We start from the raw sequence: 15,509 nt of genomic DNA on the forward strand, positions 1-15,509 counted from the left end.
CCCGCCGGACTGGTAGGCCGCCTTGGCGCGGGCGACGGCTTCGTCGACGGCTTCCGGACCGGCGTCACGGAACTCGGTGATCTGTTCCTCGGTGGCGGGGTCGATGACCGCGATGACGTCGCCGGTTCCCGGCCGCTTCGCAAGGTCGTTGATTACCGACTGCACTGTCATGCACAGATCCTTCTGGTCGCCGCGGCAGCTGATGCTGTGCACCTGCTTAGCATCACCGGCGCTCGGCGGTCAACACCTCGCCGCTCCGATGTTCCGTGACGCCGGCGCTATGCCGGACCGCCCGGGAGCGAATACGTGACCCCGGTGAGTTCTTCGGCGATCGCCCACAGCCGCCGCTGGGCATCGACGTCGAGCGCCCGGCCGGCGGCCCGTACCGGCACCGGCGGCCCGATCTGCTCGAAACGCCCTCCCGGGCCGTAGAACCGGCCCCCGGTGGCGGCCGGATCGGTGGCAGCCCGCAATATGGGCAGCGCCCCCTGCGCAGGCCCCTGGGTGAACCAACCGGTCAGGTAGCGGAAGCGGCTGTTGAACACCCACCGGATCGCCCCCGGCTGCTCGCGCAGGATCGAGGTGCGGGTGCCCCCGGGGTGCGCGGCGAGCGCAATGGCCGCGCTGCCCGCAGCTTCCAGCCGCCGCTGCAGCTCGTAGGTGACCATCAACTGGGCCAGCTTGGACTGCGCGTACGCCTTCGCCATCGTGAAGGCCTTCTCCGACTGCAGATCCTCGAAGGCGATCCGGCCGCTGCGGTGGGTCTTGCTGCTCACGGCGACGATCCGGCCCGCAGGGGACGCGTGCAGGTGATCGAGCAGCAGCCCCGTCAAGGCGAACGGGCCGAGAAAATTCGTTCCGAAATCGCCCTCGAAGCCCTCAGAGGTCACCTGCCGGCTCTGGTGCATGACACCGGCGTTGTTGACCAGGATGTCGATGACCGGATAGCCGGCCCGCAGCTCGTCCGCGCAGGCACGCACCGAGCTCAGGTCGCTGACATCGAGATGAACGACGTCGACGCGCGCTTCCGGAGCCGACCGGCGGATGTCGGCCCGTGCCTGCGCTGCGGCGGCGCTGTTGCGGCAGGCCAACACGACGTCGGCACCCAGCACCGCCAAGCCCCTGGCCACTTCAAGGCCGACCCCGGTGTTGGCCCCGGTGACCACCGCGGTGCGGCCGGTCTGAGGCGCGCCCTGCTCCAGCGACCAATCGGCCGCGTCCATACCCGGCTGCCCTACCCGCGGCTCGCCGTCGCGAAGCGCTGGTCGGTATAGCGGCGCAGGTTGGACAGGAAGCGGCGGAACCCCAGGTTCATCAGCGGGCCGCTGACCGGGGACGCCCACCGGGCCGGGCCGGTCAGCTGGTTGGCCAGCGTCCAGGTGAGCCGGCAGCCGTACGCGGTGGCCTCGATGCGATAGTCCTCGACGAACACCGCCAATGCCGAAGTGGAGCTCGCGTTGAACCGAAAGGCCATGTGCTGTTCGGGTTCCCAGGCCAGGAACTCCTCGTCGCCGACTATCCCGCCACGCATGTCGACCACGCGGGTGGTGCCGACTCCGTGCGGTTCGGGGCTGGTCCAGGTCACGTTGGTGATCACGCTGGCCCAGCGGGGCCACGCTTCGGCGTCGGCCAGCACCTCCCAGATCTGGCCCGGCGTCACGGCCAGGTCGACGCTGTTGCTGAACCGCTGCGGAGCCTGTTCCAGATAGTCGAGGCCGACCTTCGCGCACGGGTACATCCGGGGCAACTGTTGCTTCCTTTCAGGACATTTCGGCGGTACCGGCGACGATGTACGGCGACGGGCGCGGATAGCGTTGATCAATTTGTACACATCTCGATAGGGTGTGCAAGTGCCTGAGCTGAAGGCAGCTTCCGCAAGCCGGCTCGGTTCTCCCGGCAGCCGAAACGGAGGCGGCCCTGAACAGACCTGAACCCTGGCCGCTGTGCGTCAGCGAGCCCGAGCTCGATGATCTGCGCCACCGGCTCGCCAACACCCGGTGGCCGGCCGAGATCGACGGGGCCGGATGGGATTACGGAACCGACCAAGCCTTCCTCAGGGCGGTCGTAGATCATTGGCTGCACACCTACGACTGGAGGCAGGTGGAGGCCGAGATCAATGAATTCGGCTCGTTCGTCACCGCCGCCGCCGGCCAGCGGGTGCACTTTCTGCACGTCCGGTCGCCCGACCGCGACGCCATCCCCTTGGTTGTGACGCATGGGTGGCCCGGTTCGATCGTGGAGTTCCTCGACGTACTTCCGCTGCTGCGGCGCCGATTCCACGTCGTCGTCGTCTCGATGCCCGGCTACGGGTTCTCCGGCCCGACCCGCCGGCCCGGTGTCGATGTCGCGGCCGTGGCGGCCGCCGTGGACGATGTGATGGGCCAGCTGGGCTATCACCGGTATGTCGCCCAGGGCGGCGACTGGGGCGCGCTGGTCGCCCGGCGGCTCGGCGAGCACTACACGGGGCGGGTCGCGGCCATCCACACAAACATGTGCTTCGCCCCGCCGGACCGCGACGATCCCGGTCTGATGGCTGCGGTGACGGCGGCCGAGCAGGCGGCTATCGCTGCCTCGGTGCAGCGCACTGCCGACGGCAGGGCGTATATGAATCAGCAAGCGACGCGGCCGCATTCGGTGGGATATGGACTCGACGACTCACCGGTCGGACTGGCGGGCTGGATTCTGGAGAAGTTCCACGCCTGGTGCGACATCCGCGACGGGATGCCGATCAGCACCGATCGGCTCATCGACAACCTGATGTTCTACTGGCTGACCGCGACCGGGACCTCCTCGGCCCGCCTGTATTGCGAGTCCGCCCGCTCCGGCGCGCTCGGCTCATGGCGGGGTCGTGTCACGGTGCCCACCGGCTACGCGGTCTACCCCTACGAGCTGGTGCAGACACCGCGGGCGTGGGCCGCCCGTCGCTACAACCTGGTCCACTACAGCGTCCAGGAGCGCGGCGGGCACTTCGCCGCTTTCGAGCAGCCCGCACTGTTCGCCGCGGACCTGACGGCCTTCGCCGATGTGCTGGCGGACCTGGCCGTGTTGTGATGTGGTCGTTCGTCAGCCCAAAGCGATGCCGAGCTCGCCCGCGAAAGTCCTGATCATGTGCTGGACGCCGATTTCGTTGCGGCCGATGACCATGTGATCGTGCTGGCCGTGGCGGACCCCCTCACCGCACTGCGGCAGCATGGCGAAATCCTCGTCACGCACCGCGGCGTGCACCGCGGCGAAGATCGTGTCGTAGCCGGACCGTGAGGCGTCGTCGGCGGCCGGCACCCGGGCCAGCCAGCTGTGCCGCACCGTACAGCGGGTCGGTGAACCAGCGGGCAGGATATCGATCACTTCCACCCCCACCGGACTGTTCGCCAAGATGACGTTCGGATAGATCCAGTAGATCAGCCCCATGTTGTCGCGCACGTCCCAGGAGGCGCTCGCGTCGCTGTCCAGGGTGGTGATCCAGTTGAACGGAAAGCCCATTCGGTGATGCCTGCCGAAGCGGTCGTGGATCGAGGTGTTGGCCAGGGTGTTCTGGCCGATGAGGCTCTGTCCGTGCACGAACGGGAAGTGGTAGCTCTCGGCGAAGGCTTCCAGGGCGCCTTTCCACGACACCTCGGATTCGAACTCGCGGTGATCGTGGTACCCGAAGTTGTTGTAGTCCAGCGCTTCCAGTTCGGGACCGAGATCGCCGAGGTGGGTGTCGACATCGATGTCGGCGCCTGCAGTCAGGACGGCCCAGATGAAGCCGTGGCGTTCGGCGTTGGGCAGCTCGACAAGCCCGTAGTCGCCCTTGTCCACACCCGGGAACCCCGAGCTGCCCGGAACGGTCAGCAGTTGTCCGTCATTGCGATACGTCCAGGCGTGGTACGGACAGGTGAACCGTGCCGTGTTGCCCGCCCCGCAGGCCGGCTTCGCGCCGCGATGCCGGCAGTAGTTGAGGAACACGTGGCTGCGACCGGTTGCGTCGCGGGTGACCAGCAGTGAGTCGCCCAGCACCGACCGCACGACGTAGTCGTTGGGCGCCGGAACCTGCACGCTGGGCACGATTGCCAGCGGGGTGCGGCGCAGGATCTGCGACTCCTCCATCTCAGTGACCTTGGCATCCCGGTAGTAGTGCAGTGGGACCCGCAGCACGTCGTCGGCCAACTCGGTGGTTTTGTGCAGCGCCAGGCGCAGCGCCCGTCGAGTCAGCTCGAGGTCCATCGCACCGGGGAGTTCGTGCGGAGTCAGCGCCATAGCGGCTCCTTTCGACGTTGCAGCATTTGACCATACAGACCGCAGATATGTATGGCCAGTCCTTCGGCGCGTCCGGCGCGGGGTAACGTTCGCTCATGCGCACGCACGGATGGTCGGGCGCCAAACCCGCCGACGACGACGAGGCAGTCGCTCGCCTCCTCGACGCCGCCCGGCGCCGAATCGATCAATGTGGGACCAACTTCGGCATCTCGGACGTGGCCAAGGACGTCGGCGTCACCCGCCAGACGGTCTACCGGTACTTCCCCAGCACCGAGGCGCTGCTGATCGCGACCGTCGTAGCCGAGGTGGACCCTTTCCTCGACAGCCTGACCGACCACCTCCGCGGCGTCCACGACCCTGCCGAGGCCGTCGTGGAGGGTATTGCGCACACCGTGGAACTGCTGCCCAACGAGCGCTTCATGGGTTTGTTGATGACACCGGGCAAAGCCAGCGCCTTCTCCGCCGGGGCCACCTCGGATGCGGCGCTGGCATTCGGGCGCTCGCTCATCGACCGATTCGACGTCGACTGGGACGCCGCGGGTTTCTCCAGCGACGACCTCGATCAGTTGGTGGAGTTCATGCTGCGCGTGTTGCAGTCGCTGGTCGTCGATCCAGGGCGCCCACCACGGAGCGGTACACAACTGCGCGCCTTCCTGCGCCGCTGGATTGCTCCGGCTGTCAACGCGGGTGCAACGCAGGCAGCACAAGCGTGTCGATGACAGCCCGGACGAAGGCTGCGTCGATGGTCTGACCGCGGACCACCTGCAGCAGGCCCATCGCCAGCACCACGTCGGCGACCAGCGACCAGTCCCGGTCGGCGTCGATCTCGCCGCGCGCCACGGCCTGCGCGACGATCTTGGCGACCAGTCCCTGGCCCTTGACCAGGAGCAGGTCATCGACCGCGGCCGCCAGGTCCGGGTCCTGCGCAGCCTCCAAGGCGACACGCAGCACCAGGTCGTTGGGGAACGGCTCGTTGTCGTTGCGGGCGATCTGCTCCACGAGTGCGTCGAGATCGCCGGTCAGGCTCCCGGTGTCGGGGGTGTCCTTGGTCAGCAGGTCGGGCCGCCAATAGATGAGCGCATCGGTGACCAGCGCCGCTTTCGACGACCAGCGGCGGTAGATGGCCGCCTTTCCGACACCGGCGCGTGCCGCGATGTCGTTCATATTCGCCGCGTCGTAGCCGCTTTCCGAGACAATCGCCAGCGCGGCGTCCAAGATCGCCGGATCGCGGGAGCGATCCAGCCTCCCGTCGGTGCGGTGCCGCAGTCGTGACTCCATGGCCTCACACCATCGTCGGCTGCGGTATCGGTTCGGCGTCGGGCGCCGGCTCGGGCGCCGGCCGGTCCCGCATGCTGAAGGTATCCAACGGCCACCAGAACCACCGGCCCAGCGCCGCGGCGATCGCGGGCGTCATGAAGGCGCGGACGATGAACGTGTCCACCAGCAACCCCAAGGCGATCGCGGTGCCCAACTGGCCGATCACCCGCAGATCGCTGACCATCATCGACGCCATGGTCGCCGCGAACACCAGGCCCGCCGCGGTGACCACCCGCCCCGAAGCACCCATGCCGCGGATGATCCCGGTGTTCAGGCCCGCGCCGATCTCCTCTTTGAGCCGCGAGACCAACAACAGGTTGTAGTCCGATCCCACCGCCAACAGGATGATGACCGTCAGCGGCAGCACGATCCACTGCAGGCCCACCCCGAGAATGTCCTGCCACAACAGCACCGACAGACCGCAGGCGGTGCCCAGCGAGGCCAGCACCGTGCCGACGATCACCAGCGACGCCACCAGGCTGCGGGTGATCAGCAGCATGATCGAGAAGATCAGGATCAGCGTGGACAACCCGGCGATCATCAGGTCGATCTTCACGCCGTCCTGCATGTCGCTGTACATCGACGCGGTGCCGGCCAGCGACACCTTCGAGCCTTCCAGGGGAGTTCCCTTGATCGCGTCCGCGACGGCGTCCCGGATGCCCTGGACATGCTCGATGCCTTCGACCGAGGCGGGGTCGCCCTGGTGGGTGATGATGAATCGCACGGCGTGGCCGTCGGGCGAGACGAACATCTTCAGTCCCCGGATGAAGTCGGGGTTGTCGAAGACCTCCGGCGGCAGGTAGAAGGAGTCGTCGTTTTTGGCCTCGTCGAAGAACTTGCCCATCAGCGTCGAGCCTTCGGCGTTCTCCTGCAGGTGGTGCTGGATGCCCGACATCGAACTGTGGGTGGCGAGCATGAAGCCGCGCATCTTCTTCATCGAGTCGATGGTCTTGGGCAGGTCTTCGAGCATCTGCGGCATCAAGACGTCGAGCCGGTCAACGTCTTTGATGGTGGTGCCCATGTCATCGGTCATGGCGTCGACGTCGTCGAGCATGTCGAACATCGACCGCGTGGAAGCGCAGATGGGGATGTCGAAGCAGTGCGGCTCCCAATAGAAGTAACTGCGCAGCGGGCGGAAGAAGTCGTCGAAGTCCGACACGTGCTGGCGCACCGTCTCGATGTCGAGCTGCAGCTCGTGCATGTGGGCGGTCATGTCGTGGGTGGTGTCGACGACCTGCTGCATCACCCCGTACATGTGCTCCATGGTGGCCACGGTCCGGCCCATCTCGTCGGCCTGTTCCAGCATCGAGGCCATGGAGTCGTTCATGAACTTCGCGGTCTGCAGCTGACCGGAGGCCTGCATGGCGATCTGAAACGGAATGGAGCTGTGTTCGATCGGCGCACCGAGCGGACGGGTGATGGTCTGCACCCGCCCGATACCGCGCTCGTGGAAGACGGTCTTGGCGATTCGATCGATGACCAGCATGTCCGCCGGATTGCGCAAGTCGTGCCCGGCGTCGACCATGAGCAGTTCGGGATTCATCCGGGCCTGGGAGAAGTGCCGTTCGGCCGCCGTCTGGGCGACGTTGGCCGCGATGGTCTCGGGGGTGAAGTGCCGGTCGTTGTAGTTGGGCACGTAGGTCGCCAGAGCCACGAACCCGATCGCCGCGATGAAGGTGGTCACCACGATGATCGGCTTCGGCCACCGCGTCACCAGGGTGCCGATACGGCGCCAGCCCCGTTCGGACACTTGACGTTTGGGGTCGAAGATCCCGAATTTGGATGCGACCACCAGCACCGCCGGAGCCAGGGTCAGGCCCGCCACCATGGTGGCCACCAGCGCGATGGCGCACGGCACACCCATGGTCTGGAAGTACGGCAGCTTGGTCGCGGTCAGACACAGGCAGGCGCCGACGATGGTCAGGCCGGAGCCCACGATCACGTGGACCACGCCGTTGTAGGCGGTATGGAACGCCTCTTCGCGGTCCTGGCCGCGGGAGCGGGCCTCGTGATAGCGGCCCAGCAGGAAGATGAAGTAGTCGGTGCCGGCGGCAATGGTCAGCATCGTGACCATACTGACCGCGTAGGGGGTCAGGCCGATGATGTCCAGGTTGCCGGCCGTGGCCACAATGCCTTCTGCCGCATACAGTTCGAAGCGCACCAGGATCAGCGCGACGATAGCCGACCGCAGCGATCGGTAGATGGCGAGCAGCATCACGAAGATGACGCCGATGGTGACCGCCGTCATCAGTTCCATGCTGTTGTGCGCGGCGATCAGGGTGTCGGTGTTGAGCACCGTGTTGCCGGCCACGTGCGCCTGCACGCCCGGCGGCGCGGGTACGCCCTCGACGATCTTGCGCACGGCGGCCACCGAGGCGTGGCTGGGCGTGGTGCCCTGGGCTCCGTCGAGGAAGACCTGCACGTAGGCAGCCTTGCCATCCGGGCTCTGGGAGCCGGCGGCGGTGAGCGGATCGCTCCAGAAGTCCTGCACGTTCTGGACATGCCGGTCGGCTTTGAGCTTGGCGACGATCTCGTTGTAGTACTCGTGCGCGCTGTCGCCGAGCTTGTCGTCACCCTCGAGCACGACCATCGCGGTGGAGTCGGTGTCGAACTCCTCGAACTTGTGGCCGATGCCCATCATGTCCTTGAACGCCGGCGCGTCCAATGGCGCCATCGGCACCGAGTGCTTGCCCGCCACCACACCCAGCTTCGGGGTGAACACCGTCGTTCCGATCGCAATGAGCAGCCAGAAGATGATGATGGGCACGGCCAGTACCCAGAGCAGCCGGGCGATGCGGGAGCGCGGCTGGTCCACTCGGTTGCTCATACGGACTTCACCAGGCAGTAGATGAAGGGCTTGTACTCGTCGATGCTGCGGTCGTCGCGGACGTTGTCGTCGACGATGATCCGGCAGCGCAGGTGGTCCATGGCGGTGTCGCCCTGCGCGACGATGTTGGCCGACATCGACGGCAACGTGGTGACGATGGTGTGCGACCACGGCAGCGGCGCGTCCTCGATCAGGTGCGGTTGCCCGTTCTCGTCGAGAAAGTTGATGTTGACGGTGCCGCCCGAGGGGGCCGTCAGTTCATAGGTGATGTGTTTGGGGTTGAAGGGCTTGGTCTCGTCGGCGTTGGGGTCGGCGGTGGCCACCCGGGCGCCGGCGCCGAAACTGTTGCGGACCCGGACCACCACGTAGGCGCCCAGCGCGATCACCACCACCAGAAGCAGCGGTATCCACAGCCTGCGGACCAGTGCGAACACCCACGCCTCCTTGCCCCCTGCTGCCGCGAGGATCTGGGCCGCGGCACACAGACGTGCGCCACAGGCGGAACCCGGGTTCCGTCTGGGCCGGGACGGAGATTACCGCATCGCGACCAGCCCACGGAAGATCGGCCGCTGGTAGGTTCCACCTGGATGTTCGCGGCCCGCAACGGCATGCGCCGCAACCCCACACTCACCCGTCCACGCGTGAACCCGGGAGCCTGCCGTGAGCATTGTCGCCCTGCACACCGACCTACCGATCTCCGCGCAGCACGCCGCGGCACTGGCACGCAAACCCGCCCTGATGCAATACGTGCTCGCCCCACTGGTCACCCTGCCCAGGCTGACCGCACCGGAGCACCTCGACGTCGGGACCCGCCTGTCGGCGCGGCTGTGGTGGTTCGGGGTCATCCCAGCCTGGACCCATCACCTGGAAATCCGGCAACTCGACGAGCTGACGATCTATACCAACGAGCGCAGCGGGCCGGTTCGCACCTGGAACCACCGGTTGACGTTCACGCCCCTCGACGAGCAGCGCTGCCGCTACACCGACGAGATCGAGACCGATGACGGCATCATCGGCGCGCTCACTCGGATGTTCATCCGGCTGCTGTTCACCCACCGGCATCGCCGCTGGCGCACCCTCGCCGCCATCGTGGCTTAGCCGCCTGCGCGCCCGGCGTTTCCCTGCCCGCAGGCTTGGCGGATGTCCGAGAAATCTCTACCGGGAACGGGCCTTAACTACTACCCTTGGTCGTAGCATCGGCTGCGCAGCCCCGGGGAGATGGCCCATGGACGTCGTTGACTTATCGCGGTGGCAGTTCGGGATCACCACCGTCTATCACTTCATCTTCGTGCCGCTGACCATCGGTTTGGCGCCGTTGGTCGCAGTCATGCAGACGGTGTGGTTCCGAACGAACAACCCCGCCTGGTACCGGCTCACCAAGTTCTTCGGCAAGCTCTTCCTGATCAACTTCGCACTGGGCGTGGCCACCGGAATCGTCCAGGAGTTCCAGTTCGGCATGAACTGGAGCGAATACTCCCGCTTTGTCGGCGATGTGTTCGGGGCCCCCCTGGCGATGGAGGGCCTGGCCGCCTTCTTCTTGGAGTCCACCTTCATCGGGCTGTGGATCTTCGGCTGGGACCGCTTGCCGCGGGCGATACATCTGCTGTGCATCTGGATTGTCGCGATCGCCACAAACCTCTCGGCGTTCTTCATCATCGCCGCCAACTCGTTCATGCAGCATCCGGTCGGCGCGCACTTCAATCCGGAGACCAAACGCGCCGAACTGGACAGCATCCTGGCGCTGTTCACCAACAACACCGCCCAGGCCGCGCTGTCGCACGCGATAAGCGGCGCATTCTTGACGGCCGGCACATTCGTCGCCGCGGTGTGCGCCTGGTGGATGGTCCGGTCCCGCGCCGACGGCTCGCTCGCGGCCGCCGTGGACGCCGGCACCATGTACCGGCCGGCAACCGTTCTGGGATGTTGGGTCGCGCTGGTCGCCGCGGTGGCGTTGTTCTTGACCGGCGACGTGCAGGGCAAGCTGATGTTCGTCCAGCAACCGATGAAGATGGCGTCGGCGGAATCGTTGTGCGACACCGCAACCGACCCTAACTTCTCGGTCCTGACCATCGGGCGCCAAAACAACTGCGACCACCTCACCCGGGTGATCGAGGTGCCCTATCTGCTACCGCTGCTGGCGCAGGGCCGGATCAGCGGTGTTCGGCTCGACGGGGTCCGCGACATCCAGCAGAGCTTCGAGCAGAAATTCGGGCCCGGCGACTACCGGCCGAATCTGTTCGTCACCTATTGGTCGTTCCGTGTGATGATCGGCCTACTGCTGGTGCCGGTGCTGTTCGCGATGGCCGCCCTGTGGCTGACGCGGCGCGGGCAGATCCCCGGCCAGCGCTGGCTCGCCTGGTTCGCGCTGCTGACCATTCCCACCCCCTTCCTGGCCAACATCTCCGGCTGGGTCTTCACCGAAATGGGCCGTCAGCCCTGGGTCGTGGTCCCCAACCCGACCGGCGATCCCGGGGTACGGCAGACCGTCGCGCAAGGCGTCTCGGGAAACAGCGCAGGGATGGTGGTCACCTCCCTGGTGATGTTCACGCTGGTCTATGCGGTGCTCGCGGTGATCTGGTTCTGGTTGATCAGCCGCTATGTGGCCCAAGGGCCGACCGACCACGATGCCGAACCGGCGCCGCCGGCACCGCTGGACGAAAACGATGTGGCGCCACTGTCATTCGCCTACTAAGGCCGGGTTGAACGGATAGCACCGGATAAGGAGGTCGCTGCGGTGGACCTACAACAGCTGTGGTTCGTGTTGGTCGCGGTGCTGTTCACCGGCTTTTTCATCCTGGAAGGCTTCGACTTCGGGGTGGGCATGCTGATGGCGCCGTTCGGCCGCGTCAGCACCGGCGACCCTGAGGCACACCGACGGGCCGCGCTGAACACGATCGGACCGTTCTGGGACGGCAACGAGGTCTGGCTGATCACCGCGGGCGGGGCGATGTTCGCCGCGTTTCCGAACTGGTACGCCACGGTGTTCTCCACGCTGTCCCTGCCTCTGCTGGCCATCCTGTTCGGCATGATCGTGCGCGCCGTCGCGATCGAATGGCGGGGCAAGGTCAACGACTCCCGGTGGCGCGCCTGGGCCGATGCCGGTATCGCCGCCGGGTCCTGGCTGCCGGCGATCCTGTGGGGCGTGGCGTTCGCCGTGCTGGTCCGGGGCCTGCCGGTGGACGCCGACCACCACGTCCGCCTGGCGTTCGGCGATGTGATCAACACCTACACGCTCCTGGGCGGCCTGGCCACCGGCGGCTTGTTCCTGTTCTACGGCGCGGTGTTCACCGGCCTGAAAACCGCCGGGGCGATTCGCGACGACGCGCACCGTTTCGCCAACCTGTTGGCGCTTCCGGTGACCGCGCTGGTCGCCGCGTTCGGAGTCTGGACCCAGCTCGCCCACGGCACCGGTTGGACCTGGCTGGTGCTGGGCGTCGCGGTGGTCGCGCAGTTGGCCGCGGTGGCGCTGGTGTGGCGCCGGGCGTCCGACGGCTGGGCGTTCACGTGCTCGGCAATCGTCGTCGCGGCCGTGGTGGTCCTGCTGTTCGGCGCCCTGTATCCGGCACTGCTGCCCTCCACGTTGGATCCGCAGTGGAGCCTGACGATCTACAACGCCTCATCGACCCCCTACACGTTGAAGATCATGACCTGGGCGGCGGTGATCTTCGCGCCGCTGGCAATCGCGTACCAGGGTTGGACGTACTGGGTGTTTCGGCAGCGCATCTCCGCCGAGCAGATTCCACAGTCCATCGGGCTGGTTAGGCAGCCGTCCTGACCGCCCGGGGTTCCCGGGCGCCGCTGGACCCGCGCCTGTGGCGGGCCTCGGCCGCCGTGCGCCGCTTCCTGGTCGCCATGGTGGGCTGCGGAGTGGTGATCGCCGCCTGCGCACTCGGCTCCGCGATAGCGTTGGGCTACATCGTGTCCGGGGTGATCACCCAACCGTCGACGCGCAGCGTCACGCACTGGACGCCCCTGTTGGCAGCTCTTGCAGCGTTGTTCGCCCTACGTACGCTGGCGCACTGGCTGCAGGCCAGGCTGGGGCAGCGCGGGGCCAGCGCGGTGATCGCCGAACTCAGCGGGCAGGTGCTGCGCGCGGTGACTGCACGCGCTCCCGGCCGCCTGGCCGCCGAACGCGACGCCGCGGCGACGGTGGTCACCCGCGGACTGGACGGTCTGCGCTCCTACTTCACCTCCTATCTGCCCGCGCTGCTGCTGGCCGTGATCCTTACCCCGATCACGGGCGCGGTGATCGCCGCGTTCGACCTGCGGTCAGCGGTTCTGGCGTTCATCACGTTGCCCCTGATCCCGGTGTTCATGGTGCTGATCGGCCTGGCCACCGCGGACAGGTCGGTGGCGGCCCTGGCGGCCCAGACGACGTTGCAGGCGCGTCTGATGGACCTGATCGCCGGCATCCCCACCCTGCGCGCGCTCGGGCGGGCGAGCGGACCGCAGGACCGCATCGCCGAACTGTCCCGCGCGCAGCGCCGGTCGACCATGGCCAGCCTGCGTGTCGCGTTCCTGTCGGCACTGGTCCTCGAACTGCTGGCCACGCTGAGCGTGGCCGTGGTCGCCGTCAGCATCGGCCTGCGGCTGGTGTTCGGCGAGATGAGCCTGACCGCCGGGCTGACCGTGTTGCTGCTGGTGCCCGACGTGTACTGGCCGCTGCGCCGAATCGGCGTGGAGTTTCACGCCGCCCAAGACGGGCGCGCTGCCGCGGACAAGGCTTTCGCTCTGATCGGCGAGACCGCTGCACGGATTCCAGGAGACCGCGGGGTGGCTGCGCGGGGGGCACCGATACGGCTCGAGGGCCTCAGCGTGGCCGGCCGGGACGGTGCGGCGCCGGCCGGCCTGGACGCGGTGGTCGAGCCCGGTCAGGTGACGGTGCTGACCGGAGCCAACGGCGCGGGCAAGAGTACGGTGCTGGCGGCCATCGCAGGCCTGACCAGTCCGTCCTGTGGACGCATCACGGTGGGCGGCGTCGACGTGGCGACGCTCGACTTGCCCAGCTGGTGGGCCCAACTGTCGTGGTTGCCGCAGCGCCCGGCGCTGATCCCGGGCACGGTGGCGGACAACCTCGCGTTGTTCGGCGACCTGGTCGAGCCGCAGGATGCCTGCGCGGCAGCCGGATTCGACGCGGTGCTCGCGGAGTTGCCCGACGGCGCGCGCACCCGGGTGGGCCGCGGCGGGCTGGGGTTGTCGTTGGGGCAACGGCAGCGGCTCGGGCTGGCTCGCGCACTGGGCTCACCGGCCCCGGTGTTGTTGCTCGACGAACCGACCGCGCATCTGGACCCCACGGCAGAACAACGCGTGCTGGCGGCCCTGGTGGACCGTGCGCGCGCCGGAGCGACGGTGGTGGTGGTGGGCCACCGCGCCCCCGTGCTGGCGATCGCCGATCAGGTCGTCACCGTTCACAGCGAGGGAGTCGCCCGTGCGGTGCCGGTCTGATCCACTGGTGGCGGCTCTGCGGCTGCTGCGGCCACGCCTGTCCCGGCTGCTGCTGGCCGGTCTGCTCGCGACCCTGTCGCTGTGCAGCGCGCTGGCGTTGGCCGCCGTCTCGGCCTGGCTGATCACCCGGGCCTGGCAGATGCCACCGGTGCTGGACCTGTCGATCGCCGTGGTGGCGGTGCGGGCGCTGGCAATCTCGCGCGGGGTGCTGCACTACTGCGAGCGGCTGGTGAGCCATGACACCGCCCTGGCGGCGGCGGGCACCGCCCGGGTGCAGCTCTACCGGCGCCTGGCCTACGGCCCCGCGCAGACCGCGGTGCGGTTGCGCAGCGGAGAGTTGGTGGCCCGCCTTGGCTCCGATGTCGATGAGCTCTCCGACGTCTTGGTCCGCGCCGTCCTCCCGATCGGGGTGGCCGCGGTACTGGGTGTCGTTGCCACCGCGGCGATCGCGGTGATCTCCCCGGCGGCCGCGGCGGTACTGGCCGGGTGCCTGCTGGCCGCCGGAGTGGTGGCACCGTGGCTGGCCGCGCGGGCCGCCGCGGCACAGCAGAGCAGCGCCCGCGAGCACCTCGGCGAGCGTGACATCGCGGCGCTGCATGCGCTCGACCACGCGCCGGAGCTGCGGATCGCCGGTCTGCTGCCCGCCGTCATCGCCGAGTCCCAGCGTCGCCAGCAGGCCTGGGGCGCGGCGCTGGACGCAGCGGCCAAGCCGGCCGCGCTGGCCGCGGCCCTGCCCACCGCCGCGGTCGGGGTCAGCGTGCTCGGCGCCGCGGTAGCCGGAATCGGGCTCGCCGACGTCCTGGCGCCCACCACGGTGGCGGTCCTGATGTTGCTGCCGCTGTCGGCCTTCGAGGCGACCACCGCACTGCCGGGGGCCGCCGTCGCGCTGACCCGTGCGCGGATCGCGGCGCAGCGGCTGGTCGATCTGGCGCCCGAAGAACCCCCGAGCGGGCCCGCGCCGGCGCTGCATCGCCCGGCGCCGGGAGCGACCCCGGCGCTGCACGCCGATCTGGTCTCGGGATTTCGCGACGAGCGATCCGTGCGGGTCGAACTCGATCTGGCGCCCGGGGATCGGCTGGCGGTCACCGGCCCCAGCGGGGCCGGCAAGACGACTCTGCTGATGACGTTGGCGGGCCTGGTGACGCCGCTGGCCGGTGGCGTTCGGGTCGGCGGCCGTCCGTTGCCGGAGCTGGCCGAGTCCGACCTGCGATCAGCCGTCGGTTTCTTTGCCGAGGACGCCCACATCTTCGCGACCACCGTCCGGGACAACCTCCTGGTGGCGCGGGGCGACTGCCACGACGACGAGCTGCGCACAGCCATGAGCCGGGTGGGCCTGGCGCCCTGGCTGGCCGGTCTGCCCGACGGCCTGGCCACCGTCCTCGCCGGCGGCGCCCAGGCATTGTCGGCGGGACAGCGGCGGCGGCTGCTGCTGGCCAGGGCCATGTTGTCGCCGGCGGCCATCGTGGCGCTCGACGAGCCCACCGAGCATCTCGACGCCGCCGACGCCGACGACCTCCTGCGGGCGATTCTCGCGGTGCCCGGCCTGTTCGGCGCCGACCGGACGGTGGTGGTGGCCACCCACCACCTCTGCGGGGAGGGCCCGTTCCGGCGACTCGTCCTGGGATAGGCACCGCCTCGGGCGCCGGCGCGCACGCTAGGGTGCTGTGGTCGGCTTCCGCAACCA

14 protein-coding genes are annotated in these 15,509 nt (G+C 68.2%); 7 read left to right on the forward strand and 7 right to left on the reverse strand.

Features of this window, described 5'->3' with window-relative positions:
- From LI92_RS06685 to LI92_RS06695, 3 genes are all read right to left on the reverse strand, one after another.
- The coding region (locus LI92_RS06685; RefSeq protein ID WP_152665363.1) for an aldehyde dehydrogenase family protein at positions 1-171 on the reverse strand (171 nt) is incomplete at its 3' end.
- A gap of 107 nt (positions 172-278) precedes the next feature.
- The gene (locus tag LI92_RS06690; RefSeq protein WP_046317320.1) at positions 279-1,223 is read right to left on the reverse strand and encodes an oxidoreductase; all 945 of its coding nucleotides are present in this window, start codon (positions 1,221-1,223) and stop codon (positions 279-281) included.
- An 11-nt stretch (positions 1,224-1,234) separates the two neighbouring features.
- Positions 1,235-1,738 (reverse strand): SRPBCC family protein, encoded by a 504-nt coding sequence (locus LI92_RS06695; RefSeq protein WP_046317321.1) that lies wholly within the window; start codon positions 1,736-1,738, stop codon positions 1,235-1,237.
- Between the two features lie 203 nt (positions 1,739-1,941).
- Here LI92_RS06695 and LI92_RS06700 point away from each other — a divergent pair, with 203 nt between their 5' ends.
- The gene (locus LI92_RS06700; RefSeq protein ID WP_286134899.1) at positions 1,942-3,051 is read left to right on the forward strand and encodes an epoxide hydrolase family protein; all 1,110 of its coding nucleotides are present in this window, start codon (positions 1,942-1,944) and stop codon (positions 3,049-3,051) included.
- A gap of 12 nt (positions 3,052-3,063) precedes the next feature.
- Here LI92_RS06700 and LI92_RS06705 read toward each other — a convergent pair whose 3' ends face one another.
- The gene (locus LI92_RS06705; RefSeq protein ID WP_046317323.1) at positions 3,064-4,236 is read right to left on the reverse strand and encodes an aromatic ring-hydroxylating oxygenase subunit alpha; all 1,173 of its coding nucleotides are present in this window, start codon (positions 4,234-4,236) and stop codon (positions 3,064-3,066) included.
- 95 nt (positions 4,237-4,331) lie between these two features.
- Between LI92_RS06705 and LI92_RS06710 the strand changes: the two genes are divergently transcribed.
- Positions 4,332-4,955: a TetR/AcrR family transcriptional regulator gene (locus tag LI92_RS06710; protein WP_046317324.1), complete on the forward strand. Its 624-nt coding sequence runs from the start codon at positions 4,332-4,334 to the stop codon at positions 4,953-4,955.
- Here the strand turns inward: LI92_RS06710 and LI92_RS06715 are convergent.
- Genes LI92_RS06715 through LI92_RS06725 form a run of 3 tightly spaced genes read right to left on the reverse strand, consistent with a single transcriptional unit; the run spans position 4,915 to position 8,814 of the window.
- On the reverse strand, positions 4,915-5,514 hold the full coding sequence (locus LI92_RS06715) for a TetR/AcrR family transcriptional regulator (RefSeq protein ID WP_046317325.1): 600 nt from the start codon (positions 5,512-5,514) through the stop codon (positions 4,915-4,917). The genes LI92_RS06710 and LI92_RS06715 overlap by 41 nt on opposite strands.
- A 4-nt stretch (positions 5,515-5,518) precedes the next feature.
- Positions 5,519-8,380, reverse strand: a complete 2,862-nt coding sequence (locus LI92_RS06720; RefSeq protein ID WP_046317326.1) for an MMPL/RND family transporter — start codon at positions 8,378-8,380, stop codon at positions 5,519-5,521.
- Entirely contained in the window at positions 8,377-8,814 is a 438-nt protein-coding gene (locus LI92_RS06725; protein ID WP_109559646.1) for an MmpS family transport accessory protein, read from the reverse strand. Before LI92_RS06725 ends, LI92_RS06720 begins: the two co-directional genes overlap by 4 nt.
- Positions 8,815-9,040: 226 nt before the next feature.
- Between LI92_RS06725 and LI92_RS06730 the strand changes: the two genes are divergently transcribed.
- From LI92_RS06730 to cydC, 5 genes are all read left to right on the forward strand, one after another.
- Complete coding sequence (locus LI92_RS06730) at positions 9,041-9,478, forward strand: Rv1443c family protein (protein ID WP_046317327.1); 438 nt, start codon at positions 9,041-9,043, stop codon at positions 9,476-9,478.
- A 127-nt stretch (positions 9,479-9,605) separates the two neighbouring features.
- Complete coding sequence (locus LI92_RS06735; RefSeq protein WP_046317329.1) at positions 9,606-11,072, forward strand: cytochrome ubiquinol oxidase subunit I; 1,467 nt, start codon at positions 9,606-9,608, stop codon at positions 11,070-11,072.
- Positions 11,073-11,114: 42 nt separating this feature from the next.
- Complete coding sequence (gene cydB, locus LI92_RS06740) at positions 11,115-12,155, forward strand: cytochrome d ubiquinol oxidase subunit II (protein ID WP_046317331.1); 1,041 nt, start codon at positions 11,115-11,117, stop codon at positions 12,153-12,155.
- Positions 12,156-12,211: 56 nt separating this feature from the next.
- Entirely contained in the window at positions 12,212-13,825 is a 1,614-nt protein-coding gene (gene cydD, locus LI92_RS06745; protein ID WP_046317333.1) for a thiol reductant ABC exporter subunit CydD, read from the forward strand.
- Positions 13,826-13,832: 7 nt separating this feature from the next.
- Positions 13,833-15,452 (forward strand): thiol reductant ABC exporter subunit CydC, encoded by a 1,620-nt coding sequence (gene cydC / locus LI92_RS06750; protein WP_502691406.1) that lies wholly within the window; start codon positions 13,833-13,835, stop codon positions 15,450-15,452.
- The last annotated feature ends 57 nt before the right edge of the window (positions 15,453-15,509 follow it).

It is taken from the genome of Mycobacterium sp. UM_Kg1 (assembly GCF_000972925.1).
Classification (GTDB): Bacteria; Actinomycetota; Actinomycetes; order Mycobacteriales; family Mycobacteriaceae; genus Mycobacterium; species Mycobacterium hiberniae.

Bases quoted from the DNA above. Each gene is read 5' to 3' on its own strand.
- LI92_RS06705 (WP_046317323.1), bottom strand. From the start codon at position 4,236: ATGGCGCTGACTCCGCACGAACTCCCCGGTGCGATGGACCTCGAGCTG.
- LI92_RS06695 (WP_046317321.1), bottom strand. From the start codon at position 1,738: ATGTACCCGTGCGCGAAGGTCGGCCTCGACTATCTGGAACAGGCTCCG.
- LI92_RS06690 (WP_046317320.1), bottom strand. From the start codon at position 1,223: ATGGACGCGGCCGATTGGTCGCTGGAGCAGGGCGCGCCTCAGACCGGC.
- LI92_RS06720 (WP_046317326.1), bottom strand. From the start codon at position 8,380: ATGAGCAACCGAGTGGACCAGCCGCGCTCCCGCATCGCCCGGCTGCTC.
- LI92_RS06715 (WP_046317325.1), bottom strand. From the start codon at position 5,514: ATGGAGTCACGACTGCGGCACCGCACCGACGGGAGGCTGGATCGCTCC.
- LI92_RS06710 (WP_046317324.1), top strand. From the start codon at position 4,332: ATGCGCACGCACGGATGGTCGGGCGCCAAACCCGCCGACGACGACGAG.
- LI92_RS06735 (WP_046317329.1), top strand. From the start codon at position 9,606: ATGGACGTCGTTGACTTATCGCGGTGGCAGTTCGGGATCACCACCGTC.